At 44.0% G+C, this 15,131-nt stretch carries 15 protein-coding genes; 9 read left to right on the forward strand and 6 right to left on the reverse strand.

All coding sequences use genetic code 11. The features are described 5' to 3' along the window. Positions 1-76 precede the first annotated feature (76 nt). A complete protein-coding gene (locus IC007_RS01410) occupies positions 77-1,489 on the reverse strand; it encodes a hypothetical protein (RefSeq protein WP_149528246.1) in 1,413 nt (470 codons plus the stop codon). Positions 1,490-1,951: 462 nt separating this feature from the next. Here IC007_RS01410 and IC007_RS01415 point away from each other — a divergent pair, with 462 nt between their 5' ends. From IC007_RS01415 to IC007_RS01430, 4 genes are read left to right on the forward strand one after another with little or no spacing between them, the layout of a single operon-like run. After that, entirely contained in the window at positions 1,952-3,298 is a 1,347-nt protein-coding gene (locus IC007_RS01415) for an ABC transporter substrate-binding protein (RefSeq protein ID WP_054846718.1), read from the forward strand. 6 nt (positions 3,299-3,304) lie between these two features. Beyond that, the gene (locus tag IC007_RS01420; RefSeq protein WP_054846709.1) at positions 3,305-4,117 is read left to right on the forward strand and encodes a carbohydrate ABC transporter permease; all 813 of its coding nucleotides are present in this window, start codon (positions 3,305-3,307) and stop codon (positions 4,115-4,117) included. 4 nt (positions 4,118-4,121) lie between these two features. Further along, positions 4,122-4,931, forward strand: coding sequence for a carbohydrate ABC transporter permease (locus IC007_RS01425; RefSeq protein WP_054846710.1), 810 nt, complete (start codon positions 4,122-4,124; stop codon positions 4,929-4,931). A 37-nt stretch (positions 4,932-4,968) separates the two neighbouring features. Then, positions 4,969-5,943, forward strand: coding sequence for an ABC transporter ATP-binding protein (locus tag IC007_RS01430; protein ID WP_054846711.1), 975 nt, complete (start codon positions 4,969-4,971; stop codon positions 5,941-5,943). A 93-nt stretch (positions 5,944-6,036) separates the two neighbouring features. Here IC007_RS01430 and IC007_RS01435 read toward each other — a convergent pair whose 3' ends face one another. Further along, on the reverse strand, positions 6,037-7,407 hold the full coding sequence (locus IC007_RS01435; protein ID WP_054846712.1) for an MFS transporter: 1,371 nt from the start codon (positions 7,405-7,407) through the stop codon (positions 6,037-6,039). A 464-nt stretch (positions 7,408-7,871) separates the two neighbouring features. On the opposite strand from IC007_RS01435, the gene IC007_RS01440 reads away from it, so the two are divergent. Then, the gene (locus IC007_RS01440) at positions 7,872-8,897 is read left to right on the forward strand and encodes a DNA double-strand break repair nuclease NurA (protein WP_232048960.1); all 1,026 of its coding nucleotides are present in this window, start codon (positions 7,872-7,874) and stop codon (positions 8,895-8,897) included. A gap of 12 nt (positions 8,898-8,909) precedes the next feature. Beyond that, positions 8,910-10,493, forward strand: a complete 1,584-nt coding sequence (locus IC007_RS01445) for an ATP-binding protein (RefSeq protein WP_232048961.1) — start codon at positions 8,910-8,912, stop codon at positions 10,491-10,493. 214 nt (positions 10,494-10,707) lie between these two features. Here IC007_RS01445 and IC007_RS01450 read toward each other — a convergent pair whose 3' ends face one another. Next, the gene (locus IC007_RS01450) at positions 10,708-11,022 is read right to left on the reverse strand and encodes an adenosylcobinamide amidohydrolase (RefSeq protein WP_054846713.1); all 315 of its coding nucleotides are present in this window, start codon (positions 11,020-11,022) and stop codon (positions 10,708-10,710) included. Next, on the reverse strand, positions 11,019-11,255 hold the full coding sequence (locus IC007_RS13095; RefSeq protein WP_054846714.1) for a hypothetical protein: 237 nt from the start codon (positions 11,253-11,255) through the stop codon (positions 11,019-11,021). Before IC007_RS13095 ends, IC007_RS01450 begins: the two co-directional genes overlap by 4 nt. Positions 11,256-11,767: 512 nt before the next feature. On the opposite strand from IC007_RS13095, the gene IC007_RS01455 reads away from it, so the two are divergent. The 3 genes from IC007_RS01455 to IC007_RS01460 all read left to right on the forward strand — a co-directional run bounded on the left by IC007_RS01455 (position 11,768) and on the right by IC007_RS01460 (position 13,062). Continuing rightward, a complete protein-coding gene (locus tag IC007_RS01455; protein WP_054846715.1) occupies positions 11,768-12,331 on the forward strand; it encodes an MFS transporter in 564 nt (187 codons plus the stop codon). Beyond that, on the forward strand, positions 12,328-12,483 hold the full coding sequence (locus tag IC007_RS13100; protein WP_156303844.1) for a hypothetical protein: 156 nt from the start codon (positions 12,328-12,330) through the stop codon (positions 12,481-12,483). Before IC007_RS01455 ends, IC007_RS13100 begins: the two co-directional genes overlap by 4 nt. Before the next feature lie 186 nt (positions 12,484-12,669). Further along, positions 12,670-13,062: a hypothetical protein gene (locus IC007_RS01460; protein WP_149528247.1), complete on the forward strand. Its 393-nt coding sequence runs from the start codon at positions 12,670-12,672 to the stop codon at positions 13,060-13,062. A gap of 194 nt (positions 13,063-13,256) precedes the next feature. Here the strand turns inward: IC007_RS01460 and IC007_RS01465 are convergent, their stop codons facing one another. Together IC007_RS01465 and IC007_RS13110 are read right to left on the reverse strand one after the other, a co-directional pair. Continuing rightward, positions 13,257-14,099: a PDDEXK family nuclease gene (locus IC007_RS01465; protein ID WP_149528248.1), complete on the reverse strand. Its 843-nt coding sequence runs from the start codon at positions 14,097-14,099 to the stop codon at positions 13,257-13,259. Positions 14,100-14,760: 661 nt separating this feature from the next. Next, a complete protein-coding gene (locus IC007_RS13110) occupies positions 14,761-15,096 on the reverse strand; it encodes a molybdopterin dinucleotide binding domain-containing protein (protein ID WP_162205004.1) in 336 nt (111 codons plus the stop codon). Positions 15,097-15,131: the final 35 nt, after the last annotated feature.

The following is a 15,131-nucleotide window of genomic DNA, read 5'->3' on the forward strand; positions in this document are numbered from 1 at the left end:
AGAAATATCAAACCACTTGAGAAGGCGTTGCAACTACGCTTATTTAAATTTTATTCTGTATTAAAATAAACTATCGTCATAGGTAGCCCTTTGTTGATAACACCTTAAGGGAATAGTTATTATATGCTCCATTATTCAGAGCTAATGCGGCGACTACTCCCACCACGATAGCTTCGATTCCGCTCATCTCGATGAATGTTATTGTAGGAATAACAGAGGCTAGCGACGACGTGATAAGCAGAACAAAGAACGGGATCACACTGAGGAAAGATATACCAACAACGTTTCTGACGTTCCCCATGTAAGGCTGGTTCTCGTCCGCGATTAGCTGCACGTTAGGCATGCTTGACGACACGCTCAGGAAAAGTATGACGTAAAGTAGCCATGAAGACGGGAGGGACAAGACTGCGATCATAAATACCTTAGGACCGCCGAATATGGAGGCTACTGCAGAGAACGCGCCCAGTAATCCCCAAGACATAGTTAGGACTAGCAAGTTGCTCAGGTGTACTTCCCTGAAGTATCTGTTAACTCCTAAGGCTTGAGCCCCTATCCAAGGCCTCTCAAAAGCCAGCGTACCCATTACTAGCCACTGAGTCTGAAATATTATTGCTATATAAAATAATAACCCTATAAAATAGTATAATCCAAAACCTAAAGATGTTGGTCTTGTAAGGACGGAAAGCACAAGTTCCACTACACCTAAAGCCCCTGAGATAATGAAAAGGACGTATTTAGCGTTGATCTTAGGCTTGATCACCTTCAACTGCCCAGACACGTTAAAGGTTAGGACTATCTGAGGGTTCTTAATCCTGTTAATAAGTAGAGCCCTCTCACCTTTCTCGCCAGTCACTATCTTGTCCTGAGCTACGTCGCTCTTCTTCTCCTGGAAAAGGGATGAGAGGAACTCTATCGGGTCATATGATGACCTATACTCCATGTAAATTCCCGCTGATGCGAGCGTTATTCCTCCAGATACAGCGAAGAGCATGGCGGGGGAAAGGAAAGGTAAAGTTAACACTTCTGCAAGCTGGAACACGTAGAAAACCCATCTCATTTTCCTTCCTAGCATGTTAACCGAGCTCAGAGTCGCTCCAGTCAGGGAGTACTCGACCATGAAGGGGAAATAGAAAGGTGAGGAAAGGTCAATCGTCGTCACGGACGAGATGAAACCCAGGAACAGTAACCTATACACAAACTGGAAGAGGAACCAATAATCGTAGATCTTCTCCGTAGAGATGGGGAGGGAGAACACGTTGAACGCGTCAGCTTTGTTTGGAGTTGGCGTCAAGAAAGCCATAGGGATCATCGCGACGAGCAAGTAGTATAACAGGAACTTGTCTCCCTTGTAAATGCTCAAAGGGGCATTGAAGCTGTAGACGAACTCCGCTACAGCCAGAAATGTGGTGATTAGATAAATTACCAGAAGCGGAGTGCTGAGTCTGGACTTCAGCAAGAATTTAATGAGAGTTCCAATCCTTTTATCCATGAACTATTATGGTCTGTTTACTGTCAAATATGTTTCTAAAGCTGAATCTGTACAGAAGGATAGAATCTCCTTATATCGAGAACGCTTTTGATCACTTTGTAAATTTCTCTGGATAACATGAAGTCTTAATTATTGGTGTGATCATTTAAAGGCATGTCGTGAACAGAGAGTTTTAACAATAATAATTATTCTCAGACCTTGAGGAGACAGGGGAGAACTGAGAGAAGGAGAATGAAAGTTCTCTTCCATATAGCTCTCTACTCCTTTAATACAAAATAAAAGTGATTTTTATATTTAAAAAACATTTAATATTGAAAATTTTCTCTTAGTGAAAAGTAACAAAGAATTAAAGTTAATTTATATTCACTTGCATAGTAATAGACTTATTTAAATCTACTTAAATTATGAGTGGAAGAACTAATTTTTTATATAGTAAAAACATACAGTATTACGGGTATATATATGAATAAGAGAATTATGAGAGCATTGGGGAGAACTGCTCTCATAGGAATCTTAGTGCTGGGTATATTGGTAGTGGCAGCAGGAGTCGGATATTACTATTACAGCAGCCATTCGTCGTCAAAGAAAGTTGTAATCAATTATTACGACGACCTGGCTCCGTCAGAGGCTAAGGTGTTCGACAACTACATAATACCTCAGTTTGAGAAAGAGTATCCCAACATTACGGTAGATCTTCACGTAGAGAGTGCAGGCAAAATGGTTGGCACAATTAAGGCACTAGTTGAAGGAGGCGACGTGGGATCTACAGTAATAGCTGAGGATAACATGATAATAGGAGAGTTAATTTACGCTAATGATCTCATGAACTTGCAACCTTACATGTCATCCCTTCCTACGTCTGACCTGATACCTTCCATGACACATCTCATGAACTACGAACAGAGTGTGTATCACTCAGTATACTTCATTCCATTCCGGGGAAACATACCCCTCGTTTGGTACAATGAAAGCGTAATGAAGGAGGCAGGGATAACTTCTCCGCCGTCAAACTGGTCACAGCTGATGACTGATGCTAAGTTGATATACCAGAAGACCGGTGTAGGTCCCATCATGTTCCAGGGGCACGGAGGAGCCAGCACCTCGACAGAGCTATATCAATGGATGGTACAAGCTGGAGGAAACCCGTTCGTGTTTAACGATTCAGGAGACGTAAAGGCATTCACCTATCTAGACCAACTCTCTACCTACTTCAACCCTGATTATATCCACGGCTATTGGGGCAATTACAAGGGCTTAGCTGACGGAAAGTACTACATCCTCGATTATCAATGGCCTTATATATACTCGACCATGAAGAGTGAAGGAATCAATGTGAGCGGTATCGGGTTTTATCCTGGCCCTACAGGACCGGTGAATAATGACCACTTAGTAGGAGGTGACGTCCTAGCGATACCAAAGGGGGCTACTCACATACACTCGCTATTGCTCTTCATAAAGTTCCTCTTGTCATATAACGTTCAGAGAGATATTATCATGATATTAGGAGAGCCTGCAGTGAACTCGCAAGCCTATAACAACCTTCCATCCAATATCTCCTCCCTGTTCAAGGCAGAGGAGAGCGCATTCCAGACGGCGTTCTTCAGGGAGCCTGTACCGTGGATAAGTGAGTGGAACAACATTGCAGATTCAGCTTTCGTGAAGATAGTAGAAGACCATGCTCCGGCATCGCAGATACCCTCTATACTGAGTAGTGCGAACCAGGAAATGTACACTTATCTGCTGACAAACTATAACTCCACAGTGGCACAGGAGTACGAGCAGGGCTACTTCGCACCCTTGTATGGGTGAAGTGGCTTGAAGTTAAGATACATCTTTTTTGTTTTACCTTCCTTGGTATACGTGTTGGCATTTGCTTTCTACCCTTCTGCTAGGGCTGTTTATCTCAGCTTCTTTACTTCTCAGGGAAAGTTTACGTTAGACAACTACAAGGAACTCTTCTACTTCAACTTATACGGGACAATTGAAAATACTGTGATTCTGACAGTAGGCGCCCTTATGATTCAGCTCCTCTTAGCTCTGGGTATATCTTCCATACTTGTGAGGGAGTTTAAGGGTAAGAGACTGGTCTCGACCATTTCCATAATTCCCATGGGGGTTGCTACTGTAGTCGCAGCGATCACTTTCGCTTTCATATTTCAGACTTCAGGAGGTTACGCTAATACCTTCTTGCATTACCTCGGGTTAAGCGGGATAAACTGGTACTTCAACAGTTACATTTCCCTTTTCATAGTGATGATAGCAGACTCGTGGAAGAACACTCCGATAATGACTCTGATAATCCTGGCTGGAATGTATTCCATCCCCAGAGATCTCTATTACGCGGCCGCACTAGACGGTGCAGGTCCTCTCAGGAGGTTCGTCCATATCACGCTTCCTAACCTGAAGAAGTTCATTGCCATTGCTTTGATAATAAGGGGAGTCAGTGAATTCAATATCTTTGCGCTTCCGTTAATTCTCATAGGCTATTCACCTTCAATCCTCACCACGTTAGCTTACAGTTTATACTCAACGACCACGGAGAACTTGGCTTCCGCAGCTGCAGTTATCATCCTAATATTCGTGTCAGTGTTGATAGCGCTGAACATAAAATTGGGAGGAAAGAGGTGATCTGATGAGGAGAAACTTATTAGTTTATGCTGGCGCAATCATCTTCACTCTGTATTTCCTGGTACCACTTTACATTCTCATTCTGATAGCTTTCAGTCCGGCTAAGTTCACACTGGAGTCCCTTTACCCACCGTTATACTTCAAGGGTTTCACGTTAAACAACTTGGTTTACGCTTTCACGCAATACGACTTCGTTCATCCCTTCCTGAAGAGCTTCTTCGTGGCGTCACTCGTAGGAGTTATAGCTATACTTCTGGGAATCCCCGCAGGTTATGGTCTAAGTAAGCTTCCAGGCAAGATAGCTTACGCCTTCATAGTAGTTCTATTGATAACTAACATGGTTCCCGGTTTAGTGGTAGCTATTCCTATTAGCGTTGAGTTCATAAAGCTACATCTCTTCGACTCCATCCCTGGGTTGGCCCTAGTTCAAGAGCTTGTAACCCTCCCATTGGCAGTCTTCATACTTCAGGGAACTTTCTCCGCAGTACCTAAGGAAGTCGAGTACCAGGCTAAGATAGATGGAGCCTCGACCTTGAGCTACTTAACTAACGTATTGATTCCCATAGCTCTCCCCGGTATAGTTGCGGCTTTCCTCATCTCCTGGATGTTCTCATGGGACGAATTCACTTACGCTGTGCTCCTCTCCCCCATCCATCCTACGCTTCCAGTTGAAATATACTTCAATATACAAAGAGGGAACGAGTTAGCTGCGGTTGCCTTCTCCTTGGTCTTCACAATCCCTGTCATAGTGCTTACAGTGATATTGCAGAAGTATCTGAAAGGTGAGTATTTAGCGGGAGGTGTGAAGTATTGAATGATAGAAACATTTGTTTGATTAAAGGTGATAGTTTATGATAGAATTAAAAGAATTAGTTAAAAGTTATGGGAAGAAGTTAGTCCTCAATGGGATAAGCGAGAAAATAGAGACAGGAGAGTTCTTCGTGATACTGGGCCCCAGTGGCGCTGGAAAATCCACCATGTTGAAGGTTATAGCTGGGATAGAGGAACTGGATTCAGGATCCATAGTTGTGGACGGAAAGGACATCTCTAGGTTACCCCCAGAGAAGAGAAACCTAGCTATGGTCTTTCAAAACTACGCTCTCTACCCTAACATGACAGTCTTCGACAACATAGCTTTTCCCTTGAAGATGAAGGGAGTGAGCCGGGATAAGATAAAGGAGAAAGTGGAGAGGGTCGCCAGACTCCTCGGAATTCAGGACTTGTTGAAAAGTAATGTGACTAAGATAAGTGGAGGCCAACAACAGAGGGTAGCTATAGCTAGGGCAATAGTTAGGGAGCCGTCCTTCTACCTTCTCGACGAACCGTTGTCAAATCTGGACGCTAGAACCAGGTTTAAGGCTAGGGGAGAACTGAAGAGGATACAGAAGGAGCTCGGGGGAACGTTCATCTATGTGACACACGATCAGAAAGAAGCTATGAGTTTAGCTGATAGAGTAGCTGTCCTTCACGAAGGTAAGTTTGAGCAGGTTGGAGTTCCAATGGAACTTTATGAATATCCGAGGACTAAATGGGTGGGAGAGTTCATAGGCGATTTTCCGATGAACTTCATACCGGGAGACTGGTTAGGAGCTCAAGGCGTGGAGATAGGATTCAGACCGGAATGGGTTAAGCTGGACGGGAATGACTTCAGGGGGACTGTCAGCTCCATGGAATCTGTAGGCGAATATACTTATCTTTTCCTCGACGTGAAGGACACGAAGGTGATAGTGAAAGGTAGCGGTCAATTCGACGTCGGAGACGAAGTGAGCTTCAGCATAAATAAGTGCAGGAGATTCAAGGACGGTTTTATAGTGGATCAGAAGTAGCACACATAGGAATCAGAAAAATCGAGTAATTCTTTTTTTCCTGAAAAGAAAACAAAGATTAAAAGAGTGGAAGAAAAACTGGAAGACTCATAATTAGGTCTTAGAACGCTTAGACTTCTCGATCCTGGAGTCAGTTTTCTCGTCAACTATTTCATCCGAGATGTCCTCTAATTCCCTTCCTTCTACCTTGATCTTTCCATAGAGAGTGAAAAGCGCTATGAAGAACGCTACGAAGTTGATCACACCGTAAACTAGGAGGAGACCGTGAGTCCCGTAAGCTGCGGAGATGAGAGAACCGCCGAATATTCCTATAATTCCCGCTATTCTAATTGCAAGTATTCCCATTCCTTGTGCTGTTCCCCTGATCTTGGTAGGAAATATCTCGGTGCTTAGTGAATAGATCACGGGCAAATAGAAGGAAGCGAAGATCCCGGCTACTGCCAACAGAACTACCAAATAGTACGCAAATGAGGGTTTCGCAAGGAAAGACATTAGAATCAAAGACGCACCTGTGACTGCAGAGCCTAGCAGGAGCATTCTAATTCTTCCCACCTTGTCGTAAAGGGGATAAGCTAGGACTGCTCCGAGGGATTGACTTCCGAGGAACGCTAAACCTGAGAACACTAACACCAGATTTGAAGGTATCTTCAACGCGGACAGTATGATAGGGTTAAGTGCAACCAGTCCAGAGAGCGGAAGGTTCAAAAGCAAGTTGATTGCAAATATTGAAACCAAAAGTGGTAAGAATATCCTGAACAACCTCGCCTCCTTCACCTCCTGTTCCCTTTTAGTGAACTGTGAGATGTCGGGCTCTAGCCCCATCTCTTCCATGGAAGCCTCTGCCTTGTCATGCATACCTTTTGTAGCATACCATCTTGGAGATTCCGGAAGTTTCCTCCTCAAGATGAGTGCTATCATGGGAGGTATTGCTCCAGTGAGGAAAAGCAACCTCCACTGGAGCAGCCCGAACGGAAGTAATGCAGTAGCTACGAAATATGATGTCATCCCTCCTAGGCTGAACACTATGAGGAACTTTATGAGATACCTTCCTCTCTGTTCCTTGGAAGAGTATTCCGATAACATAGTTAAGGCAGGGGGGTAGTCTGCACCTATTCCAAACCCTACCAGAAGCCTCAATGCTAACAGCTCTACGTAACTTGTTGAAGCTGAAATGAGCAGTTCGGAAATGATGAAGACGAGGAGAGTTATCACGAAGGTCTTTTTCCTCCCTATTTTGTCGGAGATTAGACCGAAGCTGAACGCCCCTACAGCTCCTCCTATGAAGGTAGAAGCTCCAAAGAGCCCGAACTGAGCACTTGTCAAATGGAGGGTCTTAATGAGAGTTAATGATCCTCCTCCCACTATAGCCGTGTCATAGAGATCCGTGAAACCTCCTAGAGCAACTGAGAGGAAGAGCAGTCTCATGAATCTTTCGTATTTTTGAACGTTCTGAATTGATACCATAGCACAAAGAAAAAAGAGAGAAAAGTAAAAAAGCGTTTCTTCCTAGGATAGCTAAATTAATCTAAAGAGAGTTACAAGAACTTGTACAGAAGTTGAGATCTCCTAAATACAAGGAATTAACTACATTGTAAGGTGAGCATTATGTCACAATAAGACGATAGATAATTCTTTGATTGTTTTTAGTTTGACGGCGAAGAGGTTGTAATTCATATAAACGTATAACACTTAACTACAGATATACTATGATAGACATTATAACGATTCTGAATACTCTTTGTATTTGTGACTCTATCTAAATCAAAACACAAGAATGCTGTTTCAGTTTTCTGAGATAGAATATAGCCATGGTATAGGTATACTTTCTCTCTGTAGTAATTAATATCTCTAGCATTTTCATCTTCAAAGAAAGCTTCTCAAAAGTGTAGAAACATAATGTTTTTTAAACTTGGAAACTATTTTTACAAATGGGACTAGAGGACGTAATAGAGAAGCTCATGAAAGCTCTCGCTGAAGCGTCAAAGGACGAGCCTTACTTGGGCGTTATGCAGAAAGTAGACGTTGTCGACTCTACTCCAGTTTATGAGGACGGCGAGTTGGGGGAGTGCGAGCCTTTAAACGAGTTCGCTTACCTTGATACTTCCTCTCGAGTGATACAAGTGAAGGGAGCTAACATTTACATGGCATCACTTTACGGGAACGACAACGGGATACATGTGATGGTTCCCTCGGATTCCCTGGTTCCCTTCATCGCGGTTAAGGGTTCAAAGAAAGCCTTAGAGAAGGTCAAAGCTGCGCTCGGGGACCTACTGGTGACGGAGAACGTGAACGGGGTAGAGTACGACTTGGAGTACAAGGACGATAATATCCTGGACGAACTTAGGATCTCCTTGGAGAACCACTTCATAGAGACGTCAAAGAACGTGGTAGTGGTCGACGGTCCCGTGGTTCCAGGTCCTTACCTCGAGATGGTGGGTGAGCCCTACCGTTCTGCATTCGAGGAGTTAGCCTCGAGGAGACGGAGGGAGAAACTTGTGGGGGTAGTGAAGAGGCTTTCATTCACTAGGAAATTATCAAGGGAAGAGAAAGTGGGGAGTAAATTCCCCCGTCTGTTGGGTTCCACAGACGACGTAATAGTCCATGAGATGTCCAAGTCAGTGAAGTCAGACGTCTTCTTTACGCCGGTCTACAAGGAGGAGGTTAACCTGAAGGGAGGGAAAGTGACCAGATACATGGTGTACGTAAAGGTCAGGGACAGCGTATTTCGCGTTGAAAGCACAGACAGGGAACTCCTTTGTAGGGGAGTCTTTACCTCAGCCAGGAACGCCTCTATCAGGGGGATACCTACTTTCATAGAGGTCGCAGACAAGATGTCCAAGAGGCTGAGCGCTTCCACTTTCGTGTTGTCCTTCGTTTACGCTAAGACCATGTTGGGGGTAAACTATGAGGACTGGAACTCCTTCGTGGAAGCCAAGAGGGACCTAAACGAGTGAGGTGAGGTAAACTTGTCTCTTCATGACATGATAGAACAAGCGAGGGAGAGGGCGTCCAAGAACGGGGAAGTGGTGGGTTTAGCTTCAAGGGTGATACCTCTCACCCACGGTGACGAGGAAAAGGAGATCAGGGCTGAGATCCCCTTTGAGACTTACCTTAAGAAGAGGTTTCTAGTGGGGAGCTACCTGGGGATCTCCCTCCCGGTCTCAGGCACCCTGATACTCAGCAGGATAACCGCGGTGGAGAGGAGTGATATCCTAGCTCTGTCCAAGGTACCCGCCCTCACTCCCGTGGAGGACCCTTCAGGCATGACTACCTCGTTGGCTGTGAACCTAGAATTGCTTTCTGAGGAAGTTGACGGAGAGGTTGTACCTCCGTCTTCCCCTGTGGACCCTCAGAGCCCCATCTTCATTCCTAGCACGGACTTCGTGAAGAGGATGTTGGGTATACCAGATCAAGGGGTTGAGATAGGAAAGGTCATGGAGGGTTACAAGGAGATGGACGTTCCGGTGAAGTTAACTCACGACATAACGAGGCACCACGTCTTGGTAGTTGGGACCACGGGGGCGGGGAAGACCAACCTTTTGAGGGTATTGTTGAAGAGGAGCCAGACCCCTGCAGTCGTCTTCGACATCCAAGGTGACTACGTGAAGACTGCTGCCAGGATAGGAGGCAACGTAGTCCTCCCTTTACCTAGGGAGTACGCTACTAAGGTCACTGACTTCGTTAACCTCTTCCTCAAGAGGAGTAACCTGAAAGGTTCCATAAAGGACGTACAAGACGGAAAGTTCATCATTGAAGGAGAAGAGGGGGAGTTCTTCCTTTACCTGACGGGTTTTCAACTGAGAAAGACATACAACTTCCTACCAGAGGTCTCGCCTTTCTTCACCTTACAAGGAGCAATGTTCTTCAAGTCCATATCAGAAGAGTGTCTCTCGACGGTGGACAAATGGGAGGAAGAGTGCTCCGAGTTAATGGATGAGATGAGGATCCATAAGACTACTCAGGACAACATAATCAGGTCCGTGAACCTCCTCAAGAACACCGGGGTGATAGACGTTAAGTTCAAGGACAGCAAGTCGCTACTTGACGAACCTAAATACGAGGAAATCATGAATGGCAAAACCGTGGTTGACTTGAGGTGGGCGCTCGAGAGAGGTGTTTCAACTGCTACCATGTCAGCGTTCATCATAGCTCAGAGGATCTTTGAGATAGTAGACAAGAGGTACAAAAGCGAAGGGGAGGAGACCCCGTACTTGATGATATTTGATGAAGCCCATGAGTACTTCCCGCAAAGCAGGAAGGACGACGAAAAGGAAGGGTTAGAGAGGCTCATCAACAGGATCATGAGGCTGGGCAGAGTAAGGGGGATAGGTACAATACTGGCTACTCACCGCCCTACAGACTTGAACGACTTGATACTTACCCTCGCGAACACTAAGGTCGTTATGAGGGCCGATGAGGACGCGCTGAAGAAGATCGGGATGGAGGAGTTCAGCTCAATGCTGCAAGCCTCGCCAGCAGGTTACAGCATAATGAGGACTTTCTCGCTTAAGGTACACGACCTAATATTCAGAACGGTGAAAGACAGTTAACAGCGATCTGTAACTAAAAAGTAACTGTTTCGAAAGATCCGGCGCGATGTAATACAGTGTAAAGACATTTTGGAGTAAAAGCTCAGTTTTCATTAGGTTAACTGTCACTGGAATTAGTCAGAACTATGATAGAAATTTGTGATAATTTAAACATAAGTTATCATAAAAAAGATTCAATATAGTAAAAATACTACTTGAGAAACATTTAATGCTTTCACGTGATAGTGGGATTACCTTCTCCATCATCTAGCAGGAGTTTTAACGTGTCGATCACTGAAATTGCTACCTTCTTTCCTATGGGCGTGGAAGGTCCCAAGAAGGTCTCCGTCTCTCCGTATGATATCCCTATAGCAGTCGCGTCACTGGCAGTCCCTGTTATGTCGAACTTCATTAGGTATGAGCACTTAGCTTCACTGACTGTCCTCACCATGTCTACCATTGCGTTGATGTATGCCTTTCTCCTCAGGAAAACGCCGACGTTAATGGTCTTTCCTGCGTGATCACCGCTTTTCCCAATTCCGGCGCTCATGAAAAGCAGGAAATCCCCTCGTCTTTCATTATGTGTTTCCTTGCAGCTGTCATGAAGACGAGAGAACTTCGACAATCGCATACTGACATCACGTCTTTGACGGGAGTAACGCTGTCGTAATTGTGGGGCACTATACCTAAGACTACCTTGTTTACTTTAGAAATCCCTTCAGGATAGATAGCTGACGAGATAGTCAGGTACTCCCTATCCAAGGGAAATTCCAAGATATCCATAGGATATCAAAAGGACGAAACATAAAAATACGCCTGACCATTCCATTACGTGAATTACCGCTCTCACTAGAGGCTTCATACCTCCACCTTGTCAACAGTGAACTGGTGGAGGGCGAAGCTCCGCACAACCGTCCCGACTTGACTTCAGTGAATATTCCACGTGTCTTGGAGACTATTGGTGAGCAGAGACGTATATGAGATCCTCGCTTACAATTGTCTAGGTTACGCTCGCCCCGTCCTTGACGTCATTGAAGCGCATATCTTTTCCATATTTAGCCTTCATTTGAAAGCGGGGTGTCCATATACTGGGGTCCTTCAACTCCCTTCAACCTCATAAGGATAAAACAGCTTCAAGGCTAAACTACGTGCCTAAAGAACGACTCAGCTACCAAAATATTACAATTGACGTAAGAAAATAAATGTATATAGAGTTCTATATATTAATATAAAATAATAAAAGACTTATATAGAAAAATTTTTTTAAAAGATAAAGATAGTGAGCTTCGATCAATATGAAACCTTTCTCCTATATTGACAATTTGAAGTGGAACAAATTCATAAGCAAAAACGCTTTCGTCACGGGAATGGGAGTTTTCACTGTTGGATATGAGGGCACAGCCATATCACTCACTTTGCTCATAACTTTGTCTTCTCTTCACGTCGTGAGCTCAGAGAAACCCATCTTAGAGGGACTACTGGTCTCCTCAGGCTATTTCGGTATGGTAATAGGAGGAGTGATCTTCGGGATTCTCTCCAACAAAGGTAGGAAGAAATACTACGGAATAGACGTCCTGCTCATGGGTATAGGCTCTGCAGCCCAGTTCCTTGTGAACAGCCCCATCGAACTCGTCCTCCTCAGGATAGTGATAGGTGTGGGAGTAGGTGCCGACTTAGTCCTTTCTCCCGTGATAATACCGGAGAACTCCAACTCCAAGGATAGGGGAAAGGCCATAGCCATAGGGAGAGTTGTAATGATAACGCTAGGCGACATAGCTGCGTCCCTAGTTTTCCTGGGACTTCTGTTAGCTCACGTTAACCCTCACTTATGTGGAGAATCACCTTATCTCTGGGGGTGATCCCCGCACTGAGCACGTTTTACTTCAGGAGAAAGCTTCCAGATACGGTCAGGTATCTGGGTAGGGTTAAAGGGGATTTGAAGGAGTTAAACGAGGCTGTGAAGCAGATAACCAGCGAAAACGTAGAGGTAGATAAATATCACTGTGGATAAAACACCAAGGACAGTGTACCTTAAGAGGAACTGGAAGCTCTTTCCTCATTTCCGCATTGATGTGGTCCATGTTGGACTTTAACATAGGTATAAAGGAGTTCAGCCCTACCTTAATAGCCCATCGCATAGGGATAACTGATCCTGCTGTATACAAGATAGTAACTGACCTGGGGTTCGCCTTACCCGGTGCCTTCGTGGACGTGGTTGATAGACAAGGGAAGGAAACTGTCCCAAACTCTTTCGTTGGTATCCCTTATCCTTGTGCTTTCCCTGTTCGTAGCGTTGAGGAACGTTATTCCAGACACGAGTTTGTTCGTCCTTATTTCCACTTACTACTTCGTGTACAACATAGGTACACATACGATAATTGGGACAGGTTTACCTGCCATTGAACTAACTCCTTCCAAACTCAGGGGAATGATACAAGGGTTCGTGGTAGCCATAGCCAAGACTGGAGGGGCGATAGGGACATTGATATTCCCGCTGTTAGTACACGACTATGGATTAATAGGAGCTTTCATAACCCTCAATAACTATTTACTTGGTGATGTTGCTCCTATTCTTGTTGGTCTTGCCTGAGACTAAAGGTTTGTCCCTAGAAGAGACGTCTAAGGAGATCGTGTGATGAGGGTTATGTGGTAAAGTAACGCATAACGTAGTAAGGCATTTTTGGAAATACTCTAATTTAGTTTGCAAAGGAGAAAGATATGTTTTTAAGAAATCGTGGGAAACACTTAAAAAATTAATATTGAGTTCTCATCAGACATAACCTCTTAGTATTCATAAAGTCTAACTCCATATTTCTCCGCCACTTTATAGAGATCCTTCTTTATCACTGTCCCAGCAAGGATAGCGACCTTGTTCTTCTCCGAGATTAGGTTGGCTGTCTTAGACGCCAGAGAGCTTATATCGTCCCTCCTCGGGCGAACCTTCACTTCTACTATGTAAAGAGATCTGCTAGTTTCCACTACTAGGTCGACTTCCCCGTTCGGTGTTTCAACCCTTCTCTTCCTGGATATTATCTTGTCTCCTTCGTCCCTTATTTCCTCCTTAAGGTCGTCTAAGAAGAATCGGGAGATCGTAGCCTCGGTCAAATCTCCTAGGGTCTGTTCTATTCTCGAAAATCTGACCTCGTTCTTTCTGTTCTGCTCCTCGAAATCTATTCTCAGCTTCTTTATTTCCTCCTCATGTCTATCGAACTTCTCGTTCAGTTTCACTATCTCCTCGTGCTGTCTATCGAACTTCTCGTTCAACTTCTTCAGCTCCTCCCATATCTTCTTTATTTCCTCCTCATGTCTATCGAACTTCTCGTTCAGTTTCACTATCTCCTCGTGCTGTCTATCGAACTTCTCGTTCAACTTCTTCAGCTCCTCCCATATCTTCTTTATTTCCTCCTCATGTCTATCGAACTTCTCGTTCAGTTTCACTATCTCCTCGTGCTGTCTATCGAACTTCTCGTTCAGTTTCACTATCTCCTCGTGCTGTCTATCGAACTTCTCGTCTAATTTGTTCAGTCTGTCTATTATCTCCTTAAATCCTAGATACCCCATCACGGTCAGTCTGAATTCGTTGTCCTTCTCTAGAAGTTCCAGGAAGTCCTTCTTCAGGCTCTCCATCTATTATCACTCTCTTTTCTAGAAAATAGACTTTTTCCTTCTTCTTCCCTATTATCTAGTGTAACGTCTTCAACCATGTAACACATCGTTATCTTTCTTTTTAAGATGATTTTTATAAACGGAGCCTTTACAGAAACTAAAGAGAACTCAACTAATCCGATCCTTTCGGTAATTAAGGGGACACTCACGTCTCCTTTGTGAATTCAGTTTATTTATTGGAATAAAATGAATTTAATTGAGGGCTCTTTTATGGACTAGGTAAGGATTCATGCTTGACAATTTCCTCTATTTGATCTATTTTCGCCATAATTACAATTCACAACGAAAACCTGAATCATCGTAATTAAGAAAGCCTAACTCTTCTGTATATCCTTTAAAAACACTTTCAGTGTTGAAGCTGTAGAGAACTTATCTAAATTTAAATTTTCTCCACATGTCCAGTTTTTAACAATATAATAAAATGATATAAATAAATTTCAATACTACTGTAAGTACATGGAGTCTCGGTTTTTTGGCAGTATATACATGAAAGGTAAAACGTGTATAGCAGGAACGTGAGAAATCAAGCCAATCTGCTAGATTTTCCTGATCTTTACCACATTTAGGGACTGTGCTATACTACCAGATATTGGGTCGGTTATTTGATCGCTGATCAGTTTGTTTACGTCGAATCCGTGTGACCGTACGCTACCTTTTCTTCTTTAGAGTGCCTCCCGAAACCGAAGTATGCAAACGCAGTGTCTTTCCTGATCCCGTCTGTCACTTTTACCCTGCTCTTAACCTTCTGACTTGTAGTGAGTGAGACTACCTCAACTTCGTCGTTGTCGTTTATGCTCAATTTCTTGGCAACTTCAGCGTTTATAATCAATGGGTTGTCAGGCGCTATCCTCACTAAGGTAGGTATGTCGAAGGTTATGCTGTCCTGAGTGTGATAAAGCGTGTGTCCAGTAGTGAGGAAGAACTCATCTTGGTCTCTAGGGGCTACGTTCTTCTCCACGTAAGTGGGAATCGGGTAATAGCCGTGAATCTTGA

Origin of the sequence: Sulfuracidifex tepidarius, assembly GCF_008326425.1 — an archaeon.
Lineage (GTDB): Archaea > Thermoproteota > Thermoprotei_A > Sulfolobales > Sulfolobaceae > Sulfuracidifex > Sulfuracidifex tepidarius.

Coding starts and splice junctions, on each gene's coding strand:
- IC007_RS01430 (WP_054846711.1), top strand. CDS start 4,969: ATGATAGAATTAAAAGAATTAGTTAAAAGTTATGGGAAGAAGTTAGTC.
- IC007_RS01455 (WP_054846715.1), top strand. CDS start 11,768: ATGAAACCTTTCTCCTATATTGACAATTTGAAGTGGAACAAATTCATA.
- IC007_RS01465 (WP_149528248.1), bottom strand. CDS start 14,099: ATGGAGAGCCTGAAGAAGGACTTCCTGGAACTTCTAGAGAAGGACAAC.
- IC007_RS01450 (WP_054846713.1), bottom strand. CDS start 11,022: ATGAGCGCCGGAATTGGGAAAAGCGGTGATCACGCAGGAAAGACCATT.
- IC007_RS13095 (WP_054846714.1), bottom strand. CDS start 11,255: ATGGATATCTTGGAATTTCCCTTGGATAGGGAGTACCTGACTATCTCG.
- IC007_RS01410 (WP_149528246.1), bottom strand. CDS start 1,489: ATGGATAAAAGGATTGGAACTCTCATTAAATTCTTGCTGAAGTCCAGA.
- IC007_RS01440 (WP_232048960.1), top strand. CDS start 7,872: ATGGGACTAGAGGACGTAATAGAGAAGCTCATGAAAGCTCTCGCTGAA.
- IC007_RS01435 (WP_054846712.1), bottom strand. CDS start 7,407: ATGGTATCAATTCAGAACGTTCAAAAATACGAAAGATTCATGAGACTG.
- IC007_RS01415 (WP_054846718.1), top strand. CDS start 1,952: ATGAATAAGAGAATTATGAGAGCATTGGGGAGAACTGCTCTCATAGGA.
- IC007_RS01425 (WP_054846710.1), top strand. CDS start 4,122: ATGAGGAGAAACTTATTAGTTTATGCTGGCGCAATCATCTTCACTCTG.